The 22,412-nt window shown below is 40.7% G+C and carries 19 protein-coding genes; 14 read left to right on the top strand and 5 right to left on the bottom strand.

Going from position 1 to position 22,412, the window contains the following annotated elements; all coding sequences use genetic code 11:
• The first annotated feature begins 21 nt into the window (after positions 1 to 21).
• Complete coding sequence (locus H5187_RS02225; RefSeq protein ID WP_182794330.1) at positions 22 to 360, top strand: gamma-glutamylcyclotransferase family protein; 339 nt, start codon at positions 22 to 24, stop codon at positions 358 to 360.
• Here the strand turns inward: H5187_RS02225 and mtnA are convergent.
• Positions 357 to 1,382, bottom strand: coding sequence for an S-methyl-5-thioribose-1-phosphate isomerase (gene mtnA / locus H5187_RS02220; RefSeq protein WP_182797509.1), 1,026 nt, complete (start codon positions 1,380 to 1,382; stop codon positions 357 to 359). The genes H5187_RS02225 and mtnA overlap by 4 nt on opposite strands.
• A 132-nt stretch (positions 1,383 to 1,514) precedes the next feature.
• On the opposite strand from mtnA, the gene mtnK reads away from it, so the two are divergent.
• Positions 1,515 to 2,732 (top strand): S-methyl-5-thioribose kinase, encoded by a 1,218-nt coding sequence (gene mtnK / locus H5187_RS02215; RefSeq protein WP_182717494.1) that lies wholly within the window; start codon positions 1,515 to 1,517, stop codon positions 2,730 to 2,732.
• A gap of 89 nt (positions 2,733 to 2,821) precedes the next feature.
• On the opposite strand, the gene H5187_RS02210 is transcribed toward mtnK, so the two are convergent.
• Together H5187_RS02210 and H5187_RS02205 are read right to left on the bottom strand one after the other, a co-directional pair.
• Positions 2,822 to 4,303: an FMN-binding glutamate synthase family protein gene (locus H5187_RS02210; protein WP_182717495.1), complete on the bottom strand. Its 1,482-nt coding sequence runs from the start codon at positions 4,301 to 4,303 to the stop codon at positions 2,822 to 2,824.
• 180 nt (positions 4,304 to 4,483) lie between these two features.
• Entirely contained in the window at positions 4,484 to 6,262 is a 1,779-nt protein-coding gene (locus H5187_RS02205; protein WP_182717496.1) for a DUF885 family protein, read from the bottom strand.
• 355 nt (positions 6,263 to 6,617) lie between these two features.
• Between H5187_RS02205 and H5187_RS02200 the strand changes: the two genes are divergently transcribed.
• The 12 genes from H5187_RS02200 (at position 6,618) to H5187_RS02145 (ending at position 19,254) form a co-directional block, all read left to right on the top strand.
• Positions 6,618 to 7,604, top strand: coding sequence for a diguanylate cyclase domain-containing protein (locus tag H5187_RS02200; RefSeq protein ID WP_149982319.1), 987 nt, complete (start codon positions 6,618 to 6,620; stop codon positions 7,602 to 7,604).
• A 115-nt stretch (positions 7,605 to 7,719) separates the two neighbouring features.
• Positions 7,720 to 8,475 (top strand): bifunctional demethylmenaquinone methyltransferase/2-methoxy-6-polyprenyl-1,4-benzoquinol methylase UbiE, encoded by a 756-nt coding sequence (gene ubiE, locus H5187_RS02195; protein WP_145240051.1) that lies wholly within the window; start codon positions 7,720 to 7,722, stop codon positions 8,473 to 8,475.
• 40 nt (positions 8,476 to 8,515) lie between these two features.
• Entirely contained in the window at positions 8,516 to 9,121 is a 606-nt protein-coding gene (locus H5187_RS02190) for an SCP2 domain-containing protein (protein ID WP_182797508.1), read from the top strand.
• Between the two features lie 17 nt (positions 9,122 to 9,138).
• Positions 9,139 to 10,743 carry a ubiquinone biosynthesis regulatory protein kinase UbiB gene (gene ubiB, locus H5187_RS02185; protein WP_182797507.1) on the top strand — a complete coding sequence of 535 codons (1,605 nt, stop codon included), beginning with the start codon at positions 9,139 to 9,141 and terminating at the stop codon, positions 10,741 to 10,743.
• 80 nt (positions 10,744 to 10,823) lie between these two features.
• Complete coding sequence (tatA, locus tag H5187_RS02180; RefSeq protein WP_149982217.1) at positions 10,824 to 11,063, top strand: Sec-independent protein translocase subunit TatA; 240 nt, start codon at positions 10,824 to 10,826, stop codon at positions 11,061 to 11,063.
• 5 nt (positions 11,064 to 11,068) lie between these two features.
• Positions 11,069 to 11,401, top strand: coding sequence for a Sec-independent protein translocase protein TatB (gene tatB / locus H5187_RS02175; RefSeq protein ID WP_149982218.1), 333 nt, complete (start codon positions 11,069 to 11,071; stop codon positions 11,399 to 11,401).
• Positions 11,402 to 11,448: 47 nt separating this feature from the next.
• Positions 11,449 to 12,192, top strand: coding sequence for a twin-arginine translocase subunit TatC (tatC, locus tag H5187_RS02170; RefSeq protein WP_149982219.1), 744 nt, complete (start codon positions 11,449 to 11,451; stop codon positions 12,190 to 12,192).
• Entirely contained in the window at positions 12,193 to 12,723 is a 531-nt protein-coding gene (locus H5187_RS02165; RefSeq protein ID WP_182717498.1) for a hypothetical protein, read from the top strand.
• The gene (locus H5187_RS02160; protein ID WP_182717499.1) at positions 12,723 to 13,505 is read left to right on the top strand and encodes a TatD family hydrolase; all 783 of its coding nucleotides are present in this window, start codon (positions 12,723 to 12,725) and stop codon (positions 13,503 to 13,505) included. Before H5187_RS02165 ends, H5187_RS02160 begins: the two co-directional genes overlap by 1 nt.
• 2 nt (positions 13,506 to 13,507) lie before the next feature.
• Positions 13,508 to 15,358, top strand: a complete 1,851-nt coding sequence (locus H5187_RS02155) for a diguanylate cyclase (protein ID WP_182717500.1) — start codon at positions 13,508 to 13,510, stop codon at positions 15,356 to 15,358.
• Between the two features lie 9 nt (positions 15,359 to 15,367).
• Positions 15,368 to 16,375 (top strand): porphobilinogen synthase, encoded by a 1,008-nt coding sequence (gene hemB, locus H5187_RS02150; RefSeq protein WP_182717501.1) that lies wholly within the window; start codon positions 15,368 to 15,370, stop codon positions 16,373 to 16,375.
• 143 nt (positions 16,376 to 16,518) lie between these two features.
• On the top strand, positions 16,519 to 19,254 hold the full coding sequence (locus H5187_RS02145; RefSeq protein ID WP_182797506.1) for an ExeM/NucH family extracellular endonuclease: 2,736 nt from the start codon (positions 16,519 to 16,521) through the stop codon (positions 19,252 to 19,254).
• 78 nt (positions 19,255 to 19,332) lie between these two features.
• Here H5187_RS02145 and H5187_RS02140 read toward each other — a convergent pair whose 3' ends face one another.
• Together H5187_RS02140 and fusA are read right to left on the bottom strand one after the other, a co-directional pair.
• Positions 19,333 to 19,764, bottom strand: a complete 432-nt coding sequence (locus H5187_RS02140; protein WP_182797505.1) for a hypothetical protein — start codon at positions 19,762 to 19,764, stop codon at positions 19,333 to 19,335.
• Positions 19,765 to 20,164: 400 nt separating this feature from the next.
• Positions 20,165 to 22,249: an elongation factor G gene (fusA, locus tag H5187_RS02135; protein WP_182717504.1), complete on the bottom strand. Its 2,085-nt coding sequence runs from the start codon at positions 22,247 to 22,249 to the stop codon at positions 20,165 to 20,167.
• Between the last annotated feature and the right edge of the window lie 163 nt (positions 22,250 to 22,412).

The raw sequence follows: 22,412 nt of genomic DNA, 5'->3' as shown, positions 1-22,412 counted from the left end.
TCTGTTAATAATGGAGTTTAAATGGAAAAGTTGTTTTCATACGGCACACTGCAATTAGAGCAAGTACAGCTTGATACCTTTGGCCGCTTGCTCGAAGGCCAAGCCGATACACTACAAGGTTACGTAGTAGGCGAAGTTGAGATCACCGACGCCGCCGTGTACAAAAGCAGCGGCCAGCGTTTTCATCCAGCATTAATTAAAACAGGCCTGCCAACAGATACAGTAACTGGCACTATTTTTACTATCACCTTAGAGGAACTTGCTAACGCGGATAGCTACGAAGTTAATGACTACATCCGTATTGAAGAGTCATTTAGCAGCGGCATTAATGCATGGGTGTATGTGGCAAAAGGCTGTTAAACCAGCCTTTTTAATTCACCAACTAAAACTTGTTGTTGGTCATAAACGCCAGTATCGAGTACCCAGCCGGTAATAAGCTTAGCGGGGGTTACATCAAATGCGGGATTATATACGTTAGCATTTGTAGGTGCCCATAGCGCTTCACCAAAGCTTCCGCTTACACCGCGCACTTCTGCGCTGTTACGTTGTTCTATTTCAATGTCTGCACCGCATGCTGTGTTTACATCGAGGGTTGTTAGCGGCGCTACTACATAAAATGGGATGTCATGAAAATGCGCCAGTACTGCTAAGTTATAAGTGCCTACTTTATTAGCAAAGTCACCATTTGCAGCAATACGATCTGCACCGACAAAAATTTTATCAACCTTGCCATCAGCCATTAAACTCGCTGCCATATTATCGCAAATTAAGGTGTAAGGTACTTGCCAGCGCTCAAGTTCAAACGCGGTTAAACGCCCGCCTTGCAATAATGGCCGCGTTTCATCCACCCATACATGAATATCGCCATGACGTTGCTGCGCTTTATAAATAACACCAAGAGCAGTACCAATACCTGCGGTTGCTAAGGCGCCTGTATTACAATGTGTGAGAATATTATCGCCGCTGCTAACCAATGCAGCACCATGATTTGCCATGCTTTCACACAAGGCGATATCTTCATTAAACAGGATAACAGCTGCGCTTACAATTGCCGTTACATAATCATCTTGTTGTAACGCAATACGTAACTTTGCCATACAATGCATTAAATTAACCGCGGTTGGCCGAGTGGCTTCTAAATCATCAATCGCCTGCGCTAATGCTACTTTAGCGGTGCCTTGCTCTGCCAAATGGGCAACTAGCAAACTTGCTCCTAAACCAATTAGCGGTGCGCCGCGTATTTTTAAGCTTAGAATTAAATCCCTCATACTGGCTACATCATCACATTCGTGCCATACCTGCTGATGCGGCAGTAGGTATTGGTCTAACACGCTTAGTGTATTGTTTTGATATTTTAAACTGCTCGCTATGAGGTCTTGCATGATTGATCCTGAATAATCGTTAGGCTGAGGTTATTTTACAGTAGTTTTTAAAACGCACAACCCAGAAGTGTAGACATCTAAACGGTTGAAGGTATAGAATGCTATCGTTTATCATTTTCTGAGAGTACGCCGATGGCCGAATACGTTGCCTTTAATGCACAGCATGCGATTGATTATATTAAAAATCTTGTAACTAAAGATGGATATGATTTGTTTGATCCTGACCAAACGTTATCGGCGTATGAGTTTGGAGATGGCAATTTAAATCTCGTTTTTAGAATAAGCGACGAGCAAAGTAATAGCGTTATTTTAAAGCAAGCCTTGCCTTATGCGCGCTGTGTGGGTGAGTCATGGCCATTAACGCTTGACCGAGCACGCATTGAAGCTGAGGTTTTACTCAATCACGGCGCATTAAGCCCTGACTACACAGCAAAAGTATTGCATCATAATCCAGAGCAAGCACTGACCATTTTAGAAGATCTTGGTCACTTACAAATTTTGCGTAGCGCACAAATAAACGCAGAGCAATTTCCGCTATTAGGTCAACATGTGGCTCACTACTTAAGCCATACCGGTTTTTATAACTCAGACTTTTACCTAACCGCGCAAGATAAAAAAGCCAAAGTCAGTCAGTTTACTAATCCAGAATTGTGCCAAATTACTGAAGATTTGTTTTTCAACGATATCTTGCGTGAACATGAGCGTAATAACTACCCAAGCGAGTTGCAAAGTACAGTCTATAAATTACAAAATAACACCGCATTACATTTAGCGATCGCAAAACTAAAAGCTAAATTTTTATCATGCCCGCAGACGCTATTACATGGTGATATGCATAGCGGCAGTATTTTTGTCGATCAAAACACCACTAAGATGATCGACCCTGAATTTGGCTTTTTTGGCCCAGTTGGCTTTGATATCGGCTCATTTATCGGCAATTTATTATTAAACTACTGCGCGCAAAATGCTCGTATTAGTGAATTTGTTACACGCCGTAACTATCACACCCATTTACTGACTTGCCTGCAAGAGAGTTATTCTTTGTTTGAACAACAGTGGCTGACATTTATTGCAGAGCAAACCACAGATAACAATTTAAAAGCCGCTGGTTATGGCGAGTATTTTATGCAACAAGTATTACAAGACGCGATTGGTTACTGTGGGACAGAACTAATACGCCGCACTATCGGCTTAGCACACGTTGCTGACATTGATGGCATTGAAGATGCGCAGGCGCGTTTAGACGTACAACGCCACACTTTAGCGCTGGGTGAGCAGTTAGTACTCAACGCCCACACTTGCAATAACAAAGAAGAGTTTTTCTCTTTATTGATAAGCCAACTAAATTAAATTTATAAAAATAGCAAAAGGCACTTTATTTAGTGCCTTTTATCAACCTATTTGGGCGGGACCTAGCTTCTATTACCTAGTATTTTAAATTACTGATAATTTTCATACATTTTATCAAGCGGCTCTGACAGGCCGTTTTCTTGCACAACGCGCACATGCTGGCGGCCAAGTTCACGGGCACTAAATACCCCGCATGAGTGAGCAATTAAACCCGCACCATAATGAATGTACTTATTGTAGTTTGCTACGCGCTGCGCTTTATCGGCGACATCTAAGCCACGTTGCAACCGCTCGTTGTGTGTGGTTATCCCTGTTGGGCAAGTGTCTTTATTACATTGCAGCGCTTGAATACAACCCAAAGCAAACATATGACCACGTGCCGATACAACAAAGTCTGCGCCCAGCGCGAGCGCCCATGCAACCTTAGACGGCACAATCAGTTTGCCTGACGCAATAACTTTAATTCGCTCTCGCAGGCCATGCTTTTCGAGCATATTAACAACCAAAGGTAAACTTTCTTTCAGTGGTAAACCCACCGAATCCATCAGCGGTTGTGGTGCAGCACCGGTACCGCCATCAGCACTATCGATAGTAATAAAGTCGGGCGCAGATTCAATACCACGATGATTGATCTCAGCAAACAAGGTTTCCAGCCATGCATAAGCGCCAATAACCGCTTTAAAGCCGGTTGGCTTGCCAGTCGTTTCGCGCACCGAGGCAATCATATCAAGTAAATCTGCAGGGTTTTTAACTTCAGGATGACCATTTGGGCTAATTGAATCGTGACCTTCTGGGATACCACGAATAGCCGCAATTTCAGCAGTCACTTTTTTGCCTGGCAACATACCGCCTTTACCAGGCTTCGCACCTTGGCTCATTTTAATTTCAAACATTTTTACTTGTTCATGCGCAGCTATTTGCTTGAGCTTCTCATGACTTAATTTACCTTGTTCATCGCGCACACCATATTTAGCTGTGCCAATTTGAAACACAATGTCGGCACCTCCTTCTAAGTGATAAGGGCTTAAACCACCTTCACCAGTGTTCATCCAACAACCAGCGAGTTTGGCACCTTGCGATAACGCACGTACAGCAGGTTTTGATAACGCACCAAAACTCATACCTGAAATATTGAATAGCGATTTAGTAATATAAGGATTTGGACAATGCGGCCCTAAGGTAACTGCACTAGGTTCAAGCGCTTCTTCGTCCAAGGTAGGAAACGCGCAGTTCATAAACATCACGGTCCCGGTAACTTCTAGGCTCTGAGTTGAGCCAAAGGCGGTGGTACGATCAACATTTTTAGCCGCTTTATAAACCCAACTACGATCGGCGCGATTAAATGGCATTTCTTCGCGATCCATAGCGAAAAAGTATTGACGAAAAAACTCACCTTGGCGCTCAAAAAAGTATCTAAACCGACCTATTACCGGATAATTACGTCTAATCGCTTGTTTAGATTGAGTGACATCACTGATATAAAAATAAATAACAACTAAAACTAAACACCCAAATACCACTATAAATAAGCTGGCAAACACATCAATGCTAAAAACTATTAAATTACTCATGCAGCGCCCCTTGCTGGTTGTTTTCTCATTTCACTAATACTTATACTAAAAACTTAAGCTAAGTAGCGAATATATTAGTAAAAATCTTATTACAGTAGAGAGCATATAAGCAGATTAAATTTCAAGCAAAGGATTTTAATGGATCACTGCACTGAATGCAGCGATCCATGTCGATAGAAGCTAGCTTTTTTGTTTAGTTAACTCAGTTTCAATGTATCGATGGATTTGATCTTCTAATACTGACATTGGCACAGAGCCATGACGAAGTATTTGATGATGGAACTCGCGTACATCAAAGTCTTGCCCTAATGCTTGCTCTGTTTCTTTGCGTAAGCGTTTAATAGTCAGCTCACCAATTTTGTATGATAGTGCTTGTGCTGGCCATGAAATATAACGATCAGTTTCGGTTTTCACATTGTGTAAAGACAATGCTGTATTTTCGCTCATAAATTTCATCGCACGATCGCGACTCCAGCCGTACATGTGCATGCCAGTATCAACCACTAAACGGGCTGCACGCCACATTTCATAAGTTAAACGACCAAAGTTACTATATGGATCTTGATAAAAGCCCGCTTCAATACCTAAGTATTCAGAATATAATCCCCATCCTTCGCCAAATGCTGATAAATAAGCATCTTGACGATAACTTGGTAGGTTTTCTAATTCAGCATTAAGGGAAATCTGTAAATGATGCCCAGGTACAGCTTCATGAAAAGTAAGTGCCTCTAAAACATATAAAGGGCGCTTATCAAGTGCATAAGTGTTTACCCAGTAATAACCCGCTTGATCATCACGACTCGAACCAGAGTAACGGCCAGTCGTGTACTTAGGCGCTATGCTTGCTGGCACAGGTGCAACACCATAAGGCATGCGTGGTAAGGTGTGAAATAGCTTAGGTAATTGTGCATCCATTTTTTTAGCTATGTACGATGCTTCTTTTAATAACTCTTCCGGTGTTTTAGCGTAAAATTGCGGATCAGTACGTAAAAAGTGCACAAATTCAGCAAATGTGCCTTTAAAACCAACTTGCTCAATAATCTTATCCATTTCAGCACGAATACGTGCCACTTCTTTTAACCCCAGTTCATGGATTTCTTTTGGTGTCATATCTGTGGTGGTGTAATACTTGGCACGATTAGCATAAAACGCAGCACCATTTGGTGTAGCAGAGATACCAATTTCAGTACGCGCACCTGGCTGATACTCTTCATTAAAAAACGTTAAATAATTTTTATAAGCAGTAATCACCTGTTCTTTAATGATTTTTTTAGCTTGTTGCTGTAAAGCAAAAAACTCACTATCACTCAAACCAGCGGTATTATTTAAAAATGGTTTATAAAATTCAGACTCAGTAACGTCATCAACAATATATGCACTGATAGAATCTTGATAACCAATTAATACAGCCTTAGGTTGAGTTAAGCCAACTTCCAGCCCTTTACGCATCCAACCGATATTTTGCGCAAAAAACCGAGGAACTTGCTGCAAACGCTGTAGATAAAGCTGGTAATCAGCTAGTTTTTTATAATCTGAACTCGACACCATAAAAGATAAACTCGAGTGAAAGCCATATTCAGAAGTAAGCGGCATGTAGTGGCTGTTAAATACATATTCATCGATACTATTTTGTACTTGGCCACGAATTATAGTGAGATTAATACGGTTTTCATCACTGAGTTTATCTTTATCTATTGCATCTAACTGCGCTAATAATTCAGTGTTATGTTGGTATTTCTTTTCAAGAAACTCCGCAGATAAATTAGTTAACAAATAGCCATCAACCCCCTCGGGGTTGCTATACGTGCTAATACTTTTACGGTAATCAACAATTGATTGCGCCACTTGCGTAAATTGTTGGTCACTATCTATCGTGGTCATTTGGCACGCACTTAATGTACATACCAAGGCGATACTTAACAGGGAATGACGCATAACCGATGAAGGTGATTTTTTCATAATAATAGGGATCTGCTACTTAAAACGTGATGTTTAACCTAACCTAGGCAGATCAAATAACCAAAAAAATGCGACCAAGGGCGATAAATATAAGGTTAAATTAACCGCGACTATTGGCTAGTAGTTAATCAGCATTTTTATTGCCTAATAAGATTGTCGAGAAAACCAGCTAATGAACGAGAAAAATGGAGATTTCGCTGCCAAATTACATATTTTTGCTTTTAAATATCCCCGATACAGATTAATGTAAGGCAATCTCATACGCTAGGATCGCGTCAAGACCTCATGGAGAAGGTTATTTAATTTCGCTGTTACGTGTATTTAATTGGTGTATACAATGATGTTCCATGATTCCATGGCTATTGCTCAAGAAAAAATGACCAAGGTATGTATCTTTTTAGAACACCATATATTACCACCGACCCCTCTCAATTATCACGTTGTCTATACCTATATCAGCCAAGTTAATTCTGATTTAAATACCACTATCGATCGTGCAATTGCTCAAGGCCAAGAAATTGACTGTGTTTATATAGAGCAACTGTATTTCGATTATATGGATCAAGCTCATCAAGCTGAAACCAAAATGGTACGCAATGTTGATGATGTTATTAATTCATTATCACGTAGCGCGCATTCAACCGAAAAAGATATCATCCGCTTTGCAAGTCAGGTCAGCGAATGCGTGCATTTATTAGATGAAAATAATGTTAGCCAAAGCAAACTCGCACTTGAGACATTAAATAAGCAAACTGCCCACCTGCTCACTCAACATAAACAATTTAAAATAGAGCTGATCAAAGCAAAGCGATTACAAGAGAAAACCCAACAACAACTCGTACAATTACGTAAACAACACATCACCGACCAGCAAACAGGCCTTTTTAAACGTCATTATTTAAACCAGCAAACACAATTATGGTTAAACCAAAAAAAATCTGTGTGTGCAATTGCCATCCAAATCGATAACTTAGATCACTTTATTGATAACTACGGCGATATCATTGGTGAAGTAATTTTAAGTAAAGTAGCTAAACAAATTCAAAAGTATGTATTTGAAAGTGGCCTGCCAGGGCGTACTGGCAAAGATGCTTTTACTGTATTACTGGCCGATATCGACCCTGAAACTGCGAATGTAATTGCTGAAAAAGTCCGTAATGGAGTCGAGAAACTGCGATTCGTCAGTTCTAAAAACGGTATTAAGCTACCAGCAATCAACCTGTCATTAGGGATTGCCAAGCACTTAGACGAAAAAGATTTTAATAATCTTGCCCGTAAAGCCTCCAATGCAGCACATAAAGCAAGATCGCTTGGCCAAAGCAGCTTTATTGCCGGACAGTGAGCCACAACGAATAAATAATAAAGCTTGATCCACAAGCAATTTCCCCCATATTCAAATTGCACCATGGCGTAACAATCAAGTACACTAGTCTTTATTACCACGATAGAGATTAATCATGAACGAGAATCCTGAAAAGACCACGCATTTTGGTTATAAAACCGTTGCCGAAACCGAAAAAGCTTCTATGGTTGCCGATGTATTTCATTCAGTTGCTACTAAATATGACGTAATGAATGATCTCATGTCGTTTGGTATTCATCGTTTATGGAAACGTCAAACCATTGCCAGCTCAGGTGTGCGTAAAGGCCATCATGTGCTGGATTTAGCAGGTGGTACCGGCGACTTAACGGCAAAGTTTAGTCAACTGGTTGGTGATACTGGGCAAGTAGTATTAGGTGATATTAACTCATCAATGCTTAAAGTGGGCCGCGAAAAGCTACATAACCTAGGTCTTGTCGGTAATATTGACTACGTACAAATGAATGCTGAAGCACTGCCTTTTCCTGATAATAGTTTTGATTTAATTACCATTGCCTTTGGTTTACGTAATGTTACAGATCAAAATAAAGCACTTCGCTCGATGTACCGAATCTTAAAGCCTGGTGGTCGTCTACTGGTATTGGAGTTCTCCAAACCAGAGCATCAAGTGTTAAGTAAAGCCTATGATTTTTACTCATTTAACTTACTACCTAAAATGGGTGAGTTAGTTGCTAACGACGGTGAATCATACAAATATTTAGCTGAATCAATTCGTATGCACCCAGATCAAGAAACACTAAAAGCAATGATGAACGAGGCTGGATTTGAGCAAACCACCTATCAAAACCTCACCGGTGGTATTGTAGCATTACATCGTGGCTTTAAATATTAAGCGTCACACCAGCTAGTAAAGTTTATTGCTAAGGTATTGTATGTTAAATAATTTCATGGTCGCACTCGTCGAAAGGGTTTTAAATACGGCGCTTAAACTCGATCCCACTCTTAGCGATAGACTGTCGTCAATATCCCAACAACGTTTATTAATTGATATACGCGATTGGCAACAGCAGTTTTTAGTGGTGTTTACTGGCCAACAACTGCATTTATACAACACTACCGAAACGCAATATGACTGCATGATAAGCGCCGATATTAATACGTTAATGGCACTTAAAAACCCTGCAATGCTGACTCAGTTAATCCGCCAAGATAAACTCGATTTGCAAGGTGATCTAAATATTGCACAAGGGTTTAGTAATGCTTTCGCTGCGCTTAATATCGATTGGCCTGAACATTTATCTGATTATCTTGGTGACGCAGCGGCACAGCAACTATGGCAATTAGTTAAACAAACTCAACAGCAAGGTCAAAAAGCCAACAAGAAACTCTCTACAACGCTCACTACTTTATGCCAAGACGAGCTCAAAGTGACTATTCATCCTTTAGAGCTTGAGCAATTTAAGCAACACACGCGTCAACTCAAAGCACATGTTGCGCAACTTGAGTTACGTATCAACCAACTACTTCAAGCAAAATGAATCAGTAAGGATTATCTGTGTCAGCTGCTCGGCTTTATAACATCACAAAAACCCTCCTTAGCTATGGTTTGGATGAACTGATCCCATCACAAAAAATACCTTGGTATGGCAAAGTTGGCCGTGCATGTCTATTTTGGCTAACCAATAAACACCCAGAAAAACCAGCAGGGTTAAGACTGCGTTTAGCATTACAGCAATTGGGGCCGGTGTGGATAAAGTTTGGCCAGATGCTATCTACTCGGCGCGATTTATTACCACTAGACATCGCTTTAGAGCTGGCCTTGCTGCAAGATCAAGTACAGCCATTTGATGGTGTGTTAGCACAACAACTAATTGAAAATGCACTCGAAATCGATGATATCAGTGAATACTTTAGTGATTTTGAGCAAACCCCTTTAGCTTCAGCATCCATTGCCCAAGTACATACAGCCACTTTAGTGGATGAACATAATCAACCACAAAAGGTGGTTATCAAAGTCATTCGCCCTGATATCAGAGAACAAATTGACGCTGATTTAGCATTAATGGAACAATTTTCTAAAATAGTGGCCAAGTTAATCAATGAAGCGAAAAGGTTACGCCCTGTTGAAGTAGTCAAAGAGTATAAGAAAACCTTACTTGATGAACTTGATCTGATGCGTGAAGGCGCAAACGCCATTCAATTAAAGCGTAATTTTGAAGGTTCTGATTCGCTTTATATTCCCTATGTTTACAGTGACTATAGTCGCGTAAATGTACTAGTCATGGAGCGAATTTACGGCATTCCAGTGTCTGATACTGAGGCATTAGTTGCGCAAAACACCAATATGAAACTACTGGCTGAACGCGGTGTGGAGGTGTTTTTCACCCAAGTGTTCCGTGATAGTTTTTTTCATGCTGATATGCACCCTGGTAATGTATTTGTATCCTATGAAAGCCCTGAAAACCCCAAATTTATCGGTATCGATTGTGGCATCGTGGGCACGCTAAACAAAGAAGACAAACGTTACTTAGCCGAAAACTTTATTGCCTTTTTTAATCGCGATTATCGTCAAGTCGCACAATTACATGTCGATTCTGGCTGGGTACCTAAAGACACCAGCGTGGAAGAATTTGAGTTTGCCATTCGCACTGTCTGCGAGCCGATTTTTAATAAGCCATTAGCAGAGATTTCATTTGGCCATGTCTTAGTTAATCTATTTAATACCGCTCGTCGCTTTAATATGCAAGTTCAACCCCAATTAGTTCTACTACAAAAAACCTTGTTGTATGTTGAAGGCCTTGGGCGTCAGCTATATCCACAATTAGATTTATGGAAAACAGCTAAACCCTTTTTAGAAGACTGGGTAAAGCAACAGGTTGGTCCTTGGTCGGTATTGAAACAGGTATACGCAAACTTGCCATTTTGGGCAGAAAAAATGCCTGAGTTACCTGATTTGATTTATCACAACCTAAAACAACAGCGCAACAGCCCTGCACCACTGCCACAGCCATCATACAAGCCATTATTACTTGGTCTTTTTGCTGGTTCAGCAATGATAGTCTCTGGGTTATGTTATTTGCAGCATGACCTTGTCGCTGCAGGTATTGCTGGGATATGCTCTTTAAGCGGCTTTATACTTGCTTGGCGCAGCGCAACATAAACTAAGTGCTATTTAGTGCTCGGTGAGTATAATCAGTACAATAATTTTAATTCACAGTATTTAAATAAGTGGAGAACATCATGGGTTTTGGCGGCATTAGTATTTGGCAATTGTTAATTGTTTTAGCAATCATAGTGTTACTTTTTGGCACAAAAAAATTGCGTGGCATTGGCGGTGATTTAGGTAACGCTGTAAAAGGGTTTAAAAAAGCAGTCTCTGAAGATGAGCAAAATAAACCAGCAGAACCAATTGAACAAGCAAATAACCCAATACAAAACAAAGAGTCTGTTGATAAAAATAAAGAAGACCATAAGGCTTAATTAGCATGGGTATGTGGGAACTTGTTGTGGTGTTAATCGTCGGCTTAGTGGTACTTGGCCCTGAGCGTTTGCCGGTTGCTATTCGTACTGTTAGCCGTTGGGTAAAAACTATAAAATCGTTGGCTAATTCTGTTAAGGCTGAAGTCAACGAAGAATTAAGAGTGCATGAGTTACACCAAAATTTAAAAAAAGCTGAACAACAAGGCATGCAAGACTTAAGTCCAGCAATAAAAGACTCGGTCAGCGAATTACAAAAGGCAGCGGACTCAGTCACCCACAGTTATAAAAAAAGATCTTCTGAGCAAACAGATAAAGTGAATATTGATGAACAAAAATGAAATTATTTTTGTTGGCTATGGTCTATATATCGGTAACGAGTTAAATTATGACTGAACAAGTTAAATCAGGCTTTGTAAGTCATTTAATTGAATTGCGAAATAGGCTTATGAAAGCCTTATTAGCTATATTGGTATTTTTTATTGCGCTGGTTTACTTTGCGAACGATATTTACGGTTTTGTAGCGGCCCCATTAGTTGCGCACTTACCAAGTACAGCAACCATGATCGCTACTGATGTAACAGCACCATTTTTTGCGCCGTTTAAGTTAACCTTATTTGTCGCTTTATTTGCAGCGTTTCCATTAATATTACACCAAATATGGGGCTTTATTGCGCCAGGGTTATACCAACATGAAAAACGCATGCTAATGCCTGTTTTAGCATCTAGCATTATACTTTTTTATAGCGGTATCGCATTTTGTTACTTTGTAGTACTACCCATAATTCTTGGCTTTTTTACTAGCGTTGGCCCAGAAATGATGACGTTGGCACCAGATATTAGTAGCTACTTAAGTTTTGCGTTGAAGCTATTTTTTGCTTTTGGGGTCGCTTTTGAGATTCCAGTAGCGATAATGCTGCTGTGTTTTAGTGGCGCTACCACAACACAAAGTTTAAAAGAAAAACGTCCTTATATTGTGGTCGGTGTTTTTGTTGTAGCTATGTTTTTAACGCCACCGGATGTACTATCACAAACATTATTAGCATTTCCCATGCTACTGTTATTTGAATTGGGTTTAATCTTAGCATCCTTTTATAGCGCTAAACCCCAGCAAAATGAGTCTGAGGAATAAATGAAAAAACAACTACTACCAATACTTGCCTTATTAAGCATTCCTACTGTTCATGCCAATGAAGTTAACTTACAAGCTTTACAAGCATGTACATTTGTAGAAAATGACTTCAATCGTCTGCTTTGTTATGACAACACTATGGCGGGTAAATCATTAAGTAAGCCAGCAACAACAAAAACCTTAACCCCACCTACCAACTCAGCAGCCCCTAACGTTGGCGCACCAACAGCTGCAGCAGTAGCCAATGAGCAAATAGCTAAGACTAAAAATGACGATTTTGGTTTAGAACACAAAGAAGTAGCAAGAGATAATGACAATGAAATATCAGCCGTCGTTAGCAACGTCAAAGAAGCGCCATACGGTGAATTAATTATTAGTTTAGACAACGGTCAACAATGGCGTCAAATTGGCTCAGATAGCTTGCGTATCGACCAAAATGATACCGTGATTATTGAACGTGGTATGTTCAACTCCTTTTTATTAAAAAAAGCAGGCCAGAATCGTTCGATCCGCGTTAAGCGCACTAATTAATGACCACATCACTCATTGATGCAGGCGTAAATCTTACCAATCATCAATTTGATGCTCAACATTCGGCTATCATTGCTCGCGCAAAAGCGCAAAATGTTAGCCAAATGCTGTTAATTGGCTGCGATATAAACTCCAGTCAGCAAGCGATTAACTTAGCACAACAGTACAAGCTACTTGCTACCGCCGGTGTTCACCCCCATGACGCAAAATCAGCCGATGGAAAACTAGAAACACAACTGCGCACTCTCGCTGCACACCCTGAGGTTGTTGCGATTGGCGAATGTGGATTAGATTACAATCGCGACTTTTCTCCCCGCGAGACTCAACGTTCCGTGTTGCACCGACAACTCACTTTGGCAGTAGAGTTAAACCTTCCGGTATATTTACATGAGCGCGATGCGAGCGAAGATATGCTGGCAATATTGCAACAATATTCGGTGCGTGGAGTATTACATTGTTTTACTGGTGATCAGCACGCCTTAGAACAGTATTTATCGCTCGGTTTATACATTGGTATTACCGGTTGGGTCTGTGACGAACGTCGCGGTAAATCACTGCAACAACTGATGCCTATGCTGCCATTAGAGCGCCTATTAATAGAAACGGATGCACCGTTTTTGATCCCTCGCTCGTTAACACCAAAACCTAAATCGCATCGCAATGAGCCAAGCTATTTACCACATATATGCCAAACTATCGCGTCCTTAAAAGGCCTAGAGTTTGCAACTGTTGCAAAGCAAACTACACTTAACTTCCAACAGTTATTCAACCACAAGGGCTGATAATGAAGCGTGTTTGGTTGCTGCTTTATAGCTTTGTATTTATTTCATTTACGGCCAACGCAACGCAGATCACCTTAGATAAGCACTTCAAACACCTTGTGAATATACCTTTCGAATATTCCCTGCAGCCTTTCACAGCAGAGCAAGCCAAGCTCACTTCAAATCAGCAATGGCAACAGCTTTCAGAGCAATCGCTCAATTTAGGACTCACTAATCAAGCCGTATGGCTACGCCTGCAACTGGTTAACGCTGAGAATTCAGAGCTACCAATTTTATTGTCCATTGATAATCCGTTATTAGATAAAGTTGCTGTATACCATTACTTTAAGCAAAACAGATTATTGTTTAAAGAAATTGGTGATGTATTACCACTCAATAACCGACAAATTAATACAGAATCATTATTAGTAAAGCTAACACTGCCACCGGCAAGTCAGTCAACATTACTGCTTCGAGTTGAAAGTCTAGATGGTGTTAGAGTGCCGTTAAGTCTTTGGCAGCATGACGAATATTTAAAAGATAAAAGTAAGTTTAATTTAATGTACGGCCTGCTCGTCGGATTTATTTTATCGTTGGCAGTCACTTGCTTGGTCATGTTTGGCTTTTCACGAAAACGTTACTTTGCACTCAGTGGCAGTATTTTAATCACGTTATGGTTATTACTGATTTACTTATATGGCTTTGGTTATCGCTATTTCCACCCGTCTTTGCCTAGTTTGCAGCAGCTAGCCGTGCCTAGCATGCTGATATTAACCACTTGCTTATTCAAGCTATTATTTGAACAATTGCGCCTGCCCACAAAAACAGCGCTGCAACCCTTACACAAATGGAGTAACTGGTTACTTTTTATCAGCTTATTTTTTATCTGGTTGCTCCCTACAAATATCATGCTTTATTACAGCCTAATTGCACCGGTGTTGATTATGTTGTTACACATAACTGCGTTAGGGATCGATATTAAGCAACAGCGAACGCAGCCTCTGAGTGCGCTTTTATGTAGTATGTTAATGTTCTTAACTGCGCAGATCTATCTAATAATTGTCGTATTTGACATCTATGATTTTAATACCCGTGGTTTACCGTTTGTATTTTTTAGCTTTTTAATCTGCTCACTCAGTTTAAGCTTTGCTACCATCAAACACTTTTTAATCGAACGCGATGCTCAAGTTACTGCACAGCAGAGTAAAATAGCCCAAAGTGAAGCACAAGATGCTTTATTGCAAGAGCGTTTAGCACTACAAGAACAAGCTAGGTTAGATTTAGAAGCAAATATAGAAGAGCGAACGTTTGAACTTCAGGTCACCCTGCGAGAGCTTGAAGAAAAGAATCGCGCACTTGAACAAATCAATATGGAAGATCCATTAACACAAATAAAAAATCGCCGCTATTTCGATAAAAAGCTAGTAATGGACTTGCGTCGCTCTCGTCGAGAGCAAACGCCTTTAAGTGTGGTCATGCTCGATATTGATCACTTTAAGAGCATTAACGACACCTACGGGCACTTAATTGGCGACCAAACTATCCGTGCTGTGGCTGACATTATAAAAAGCCATTTAAAACGCCCACTTGACGAAGTAGCCCGTTATGGTGGCGAAGAGTTTGTGATCTTACTACCTAACACCATCCTCGGCGGTGCAGTAGAAATAGCAGAGCAAATCCGCCAAGCAATCATGGATGCCACAATTACAGTGGCAAACACCCAGATAAAGTTTACCATTAGTGCTGGTGTATATAGCGCCATTGCAGAAGACATTCATAATCCGGGATTATTCACCGACTGCGCCGACAAAGCACTTTATCATGCCAAGCAAAGTGGGCGTAATCGTGTAGTTAGTTTTCCAATTTTAGACTAGGAGCAAATAATGGCCCAATCAGGTCTCGACCTTTTCCCTTATACTCGCATGCGCAGAATGCGCCGCAATGATTTTTCGCGCCGCTTGATGGCCGAAAATCAACTCAGTGTAAATGACTTAATTTATCCAGTATTTGTACTTGAAGGTAACAATCGCCGTGAAGCCATTGCATCGATGCCAGGCATAGATCGCTTATCGATTGACTTACTGCTGATTGAAGCAAAAGAGTTGGTTGAATTAGGTATTCCTGCAATCGCTATTTTTCCGGTCACCCCTGCGGACAAAAAATCATTGCTTGCTGAAGAAGCTTACAATGATGATGCACTGGCACAACGCACTGTACGCGCACTCAAAGAAGCCTATCCAGAATTAGGGGTAATCACCGATGTGGCGCTTGATCCATTTACTGTGCATGGACAAGACGGCATTATCGACGATAATGGCTATGTAATTAACGACATCACGACTGAAATATTAGTTAAACAAGCGATATCTCATGCACAAGCGGGTGCAGATATTGTTGCCCCTTCAGATATGATGGATGGCCGCATTGGCGCGATCCGCGAAGCGCTCGAGGCCGAAGGTCACATTCATACACGCATTATGGCTTATTCAGCTAAATATGCCTCAAGTTACTATGGACCATTTCGTGATGCCGTCGGCTCTGCTGGTAACTTAAAAGGTGCGGACAAAAAAACCTACCAAATGGACCCTGCTAATTCTGATGAAGCCATTCGTGAAGTAGCGCTGGATTTACAAGAAGGTGCTGACATGGTGATGGTCAAACCTGGTATGCCTTATTTAGATATTGTACGCCGGGTTAAAGATGAGTTTGGTGTACCTACTTTTGCTTACCAAGTGAGTGGCGAATACGCTATGCATAAAGCAGCGATAGATAATGGCTGGCTTGCTGAAGAAGCCACGATTATGGAGTCATTGCTTGCTTTCAAGCGTGCTGGCGCTGACGGTATTCTTACCTATTTTGCAAAACAAGCTGCACAACTACTTAAAAGATAAGCCTCATAGATATTTAATTTAGAAAAGGGCGATTCACCGCCCTTTTTATTTTCATATTATTAACATTTTGTATTTTCTTTGTCATAAATTTTCCTTAAACTGTTTGTCCCATTCGGGACACAATACACGGGAAAAAAATAATAATGTTCAAAACAAAAATAACGCCATTGGCGCTTGTTATTGCAAGCCTCAGTGCACCAGCCTCAGCTAATCTAATTATTTCAGAATATGTTGAAGGTGGCGGTTACAATAAAGCAATTGAAATCTACAACACCTCATCAACAGCTATATCTCTCGACGGCTATACCCTTAATTTATATTCAAATGGCAGTGATACAGTTTCAACAAGTGAAGAATTGTCAGGCTCTCTTGCTGCTGATAGTACTTTTGTTATTGTAACAACGGACACCCGTGCTTTAGATGACTTAACAACTAAAGCAGATTTACGTAGCGGTGCTGTTAACTTTAATGGTGATGACGCTTTCACACTTACGCTCGGTGATACTGTTATTGATAGTTTTGGACAGGTAGGTGTGCAAGAAGTTTGGACAGCGGGAGGGGTAACTACTAAAGATAAGACTCTACGTCGTAAGGCAGATGTCACCTCTGGTCGCACTGATGCAACTAGCGCGTTTGATCCTAGTGAACAATGGCTACAATTTGATAAAGATGACTTTTCTGGCCTAGGCTTCCACGGTGAAAACAACCAACCAGATCCCGAGCCAGAACCGGAGCCGTTAGTACCATTAGAATGCGGCGCAGCTAAAACCTTGATCAGCGCTGTACAAGGTGAAGGCGGTGATAGCCCTCTATTAAACACAGAAATTGAGCTGGAAGGCGTAGTAACTGCTGATTTTCAAGGTAGTGAGCAATTAAGTGGCTTCTTTATTACATCACTTGATGCAGATATTGATACAAACCCACTTACTTCTGAAGGTGTCTTTGTTTATTTTGCTGATACCGATGTCAATGTTGGTGACCATGTGCGCGTCAAAGGCAGTGTTGCTGAATACTTTAATGCCACCCAAATTGGTGATGTTAGTCAAGTGGAAGTATGTGCTAAAGGCTTAACGCCAACAGCAACAAGCATCACTCTCCCTGTTAATAATGTAGCCGATTTAGAAGCTTATGAAGGCATGCTGGTTTCACTAGAACAACCGCTGGTCGTTAGCAACAACTATGGTTTAGGCCGTTATGGTGAAGTAGGTCTTGCCACAGAACGTTTATATCAAGGTACACAAATAGCCCTTCCCGGTGATGCTGCTAACGCTGTTGAAGCCGAAAACATCAAGAAACAAATCTTACTTGATGATGGTTCAACGAAACAAAATCTTGACCCAGTTTCTTACCCAGGTACTGGCTTAGACGCTTATAACACATTACGTTTAGGTGATTCTGTGAACGCAATCACTGGTGTAATGGGTTACAGCTTTGATCGCTATCGCATTCACCCAACAGTACAACCAACTTTTGTTGCAACTAATCCACGTACAGATGCACCAGAACTGCACGCTGATGCAGATCTTCGGATTGCAAGCTTTAATGTGCTTAACTACTTCAATGGTGATGGCCAAGGTGCTGGTTTCCCAACCAGTCGTGGCGCCGATAGTGAAGCTGAATTTATTCGCCAACAAGCGAAAATTGTCAGTGCACTTATTGCTATAGAAGCTGATGTTATCGGCTTAATGGAAATCGAAAACGATGGTTTCAGTGCAAATAGCGCTATTGCTAGTCTAGTTAATGCGTTAAACGATGAAGATAGCAATAATGAATACGCCTTTGTTAATTTTAACGTAGATAAAATTGGTACTGATGAAATTACCACCGCACTGATCTACCGTGCAAATAAAGTCGCACAAGTTGGCACCGCAGCTATCACAACCCAATATCCATTTGACTACAGTAACCGCCCACCTATTGCACAAAGCTTCAAATCACTTGAATCAGAAGAAGTATTTACTGTTGCTGTAGCGCATTTAAAATCCAAAGGTAGCTGTGGCAGTGCTGATGGCAACAATGCTGATTTAGGTGATGGCCAAGCATGTTGGAATGAGATCCGTGTAGCGGGTGCCAATGCTTATGCTGACTGGCTTGATAGCAAGCCAACCGGTGTAGACGATGAAGATATCATTTTAGTCGGCGATATGAATGCCTATGCGATGGAAGATCCAATACGTGCATTTGCAGATAAAGGATTTAAAAATGTCGTCGCAGAATTAGATGGTAATACTCTTGGCTATTCATATAGTTTTTCTGGCCGCATGGGTAGCTTAGATCATGCTGTTGCTAGTCCAAGTTTACTTGCTAAAGTTGTCGCAGCGACAGATTGGCATATCAATGCTGATGAGCCGATTAGTCTGGATTATAACGTAGAGTTTAAATCTGATTCTCAAGTTGCTAGCTTGTATTCAGAGAGTGCTTATCGTGCCTCTGATCATGATCCTGTAATTATTGATATTCAATCTACTCCTGCTGTAGAGCCAACGCCTGAGCCACAAGCTCCAGTGCTAGAGCCTGAGCAGAGTTTTAACATCAGTGAAAATAGCCCTATTGGCACTGTCATTGGTCAATTGAGCTTTAGCGATGCAGATGCACAGTACACACCCGTTATTGGCTTTATTGTTTCTGGCCACAATGCAGTGACTATAAATGAGCAAGGACAACTAATCGTTGCTGGTGATTTAGACTATGAGTTTGAAAGAAAAATCACATTAATGGTACAAGCAAAAGACAGTGCTGGTAATTTATCAAATGCACAGCTTGTGTACATTAATATAGCTAATGATGAGACTGATGACGAAGACGATGACTCAGGTTCATTATTTTGGTTAACGTTACTGGCGTTACCACTAACACTCCTGCGCCGTAAAAAAGCGTAGTATAAACTAAACTCTGCTTGAATAGGTTTATTCAGCAGAGTTCAGATTAGTAAAAAGGCCGCTAAACTGCGGCCTTTTCTATGCATTACATTCAGTATGCTGTGAATTATTACAGCGATTCTTCTTTTTGCTATACCAACACCTAATTGACTGCTGGGCTTGCTCGTCAAACTGCCAGTTATAAAAACAAATTTCTTTGTTATTTTCTAAAGAAACCGATAATACAGTCAGTAATTTTAATGAGTTAAATTGAATATCAACAATTTCATCTGCATTAATATATTTTTTACTTAACCCTTGAGAGTAATAAATACCCGCTTTATAACAATGCATAAAACGTAAGTTGACGATACTTAAAATTGAGATAATAAAAATAACAGGAACAATAATTAGGGCTAAAAAAGTCTGATTAACAGCAAAGATGATTGTTAGCAAAAAAGCAACTGTACAAAGGGTTAGTATCATAACTAACTGCAACAGCCAGTTTGGGCTCAATTTAATTGCATTCATATAAACGTCCTAAAAAAGTACACATATATGTCTCTTTATTCGAGAGACTTCCATTTCTCTAATATGCGTATATGGGTGGCATAAGCGGGTATTCTACCTGTATTAGTAACTAAGATTCAAGTAATTGCACTACTTTTTACCTAGTTATAAATAACTAGTTTAATTAGTAAAACAGCCAGCTTTTAAACTACAACTTATGAGTGGAATGACGTTTAAACTGCAGTAATAAATAGTTGATTCTTTTTCTATTATTTAACTGTTTGCTTAAATAGCGACTAAGAGTGCTAACGACTCATTACTAGCATGACAACAAAAAAGTATTCGATTGTTGGAGGGATAATATTTCTGGCAATAAAAAACCCGCAACAGGTGCGGGTTTTTTTAAGAGTTTAAAGGCTAATTACTTAGCAGCTTTTTTCTCTTTTTCTGCAGCGATTACAGTTTCAGCTACGTTTTGTGGACATGGTGCATAGTGTGAGAACTCCATAGAGAACTGACCACGACCTGATGTCATTGTACGTAATGAACCGATGTAACCGAACATTTCTGATAACGGAACGTCAGCTTTAATACGAACGCCTGTTAAACCAGCTTCTTGGTCTTTCATCATACCACGACGACGGTTAAGGTCACCGATTACATCACCAACGTGATCTTCTGGCGTGAACACGTCAACTTTCATGATTGGCTCAAGAAGTTGTGCGCCCGCTTTAGGGATCGATTGACGGAAAGCGCCTTTAGCAGCGATTTCGAATGCGATTGCAGATGAATCCACGGCATGGAAGCCACCGTCGAAAAGTTCAACTTCAACGTCAAGCACTGGGAAGCCAGCTAACACACCTTCGCTCATCATTGACTTGAAGCCTTTCTCAACTGCAGGCCAGAATTCTTTAGGTACGTTACCACCAACAACTGATGATTTAAACGTGAAGCCTGAAGCAACTTCGCCTGGCTTGATACGGTAGTCGATTTTACCGAACTGACCAGAACCACCAGATTGTTTCTTATGCGTGTAGCTATCTTCGATTTCACGAGTGATAGTTTCACGGTAAGCAACCTGTGGTTGACCAACGATAAGGTCTACGCCGTAAGTACGCTTAAGGATATCAACTTTGATATCTAAGTGAAGCTCACCCATACCTTTAAGGATAGTTTCGCCTGAATCTTCATCAGTCTCAACTTGGAAAGATGGATCTTCTGCAACCATTTTACCGATAGCAACACCCATTTTCTCATTACCGCCTTTATCTTTAGGCTGTACAGCAATCGAGATTACTGGAGTTGGGAATACCATTGGCTCAAGTGTTACTGGGTGCTTAGGATCACAAAGAGTGTGACCAGTTTGCACGTTTTTCATACCTACGATTGCAATGATGTCACCAGCTTGTGCGCTAGTTAATTCGTTACGGTCGTCTGCTTGCATCTCAACCATACGGCCAACACGCTCAGTTTTACCAGTAAACGCGTTAAGGATAGTGTCACCCTTATTAAGTTTACCTGAGTAAATACGTACGAAAGTTAATGCACCAAAACGGTCATCCATGATCTTAAACGCTAACGCTTTGAATGGTTCATCTACAGATACAACTGCAAACTCGCCGTTTTCGTTACCTTCTTCATCCATAAGCGGTTGAGGATCAACTTCTGTAGGAGATGGTAAGTAGTCAACAACAGCGTCAAGTACTAATTGCATACCTTTGTTCTTGAAAGCAGAACCACAGTATGTAGGGAAGAAAGCAAGGTCACGAGTACCTTTACGGATACAACGCTTGATATCTTCTAAAGAAGGTACTTCACCTTCCATGTATGCTTCCATTAGGTCATCGTCTTGCTCTACAGCAGTTTCGATTAGCATTTCATGGTATTCATCAACTTTGTCTACCATGTCTGCTGGAACGTCTTCGATCGTGTAGTTCTCTGGAAGACCAGTTTCGTCCCAGATGTATGCTTTTTTAGTTAAAACATCAACAACACCACAAAACTCATCTTCGATACCGATTGGTAACGTCATGATTAGTGGGTTTGCGCCAAGTACTTTACGTACTTGCTCTGTTACACGGTAAAAATCAGCACCCATACGGTCTAATTTATTTACGAAAATAACACGTGCAACTTCTGATTCGTTAGCATAACGCCAGTTAGTTTCTGATTGTGGCTCAACACCACCAGAACCACAGAATACACCGATGCCGCCATCAAGTACTTTTAATGAACGGTATACTTCAACTGTGAAGTCAACGTGTCCAGGAGTATCGATAACGTTAAAACGGTGATCTTTCCAGAAACAGCTTACAGCCGCAGACTGGATAGTAATACCGCGCTCAGCTTCTTGTTCCATGAAGTCAGTTGTTGATTCACCATCATGAACCTCACCAGTTTTATGGATTTGACCAGTAAGCTTTAGGATACGCTCAGTAGTCGTGGTTTTACCCGCATCAACGTGCGCGAAAATACCAATGTTTCTGTACTTCGATAAATCTGCCATTATTTTACTCTTAATAAAGTCGAAAAATTATTCGGCGGGAGTATAGCATTACTTATAGCGAACATCACCATACATGTCGCTTAAAATGCAATCAATTTTATAATATTTTACTTTCTATGGGTTTTGAAGCGCATAGCCACACTAAAGCCGAGCGCTTTAGCCA

It is taken from the genome of Pseudoalteromonas sp. SG44-1, assembly GCF_014164315.1.
Taxonomy (GTDB): Bacteria; Pseudomonadota; Gammaproteobacteria; order Enterobacterales; family Alteromonadaceae; genus Pseudoalteromonas; species Pseudoalteromonas rhizosphaerae.
Note: the sequence above shows the minus strand (reverse complement) of the source record. Positions and strands in the feature narration are given on the sequence as shown.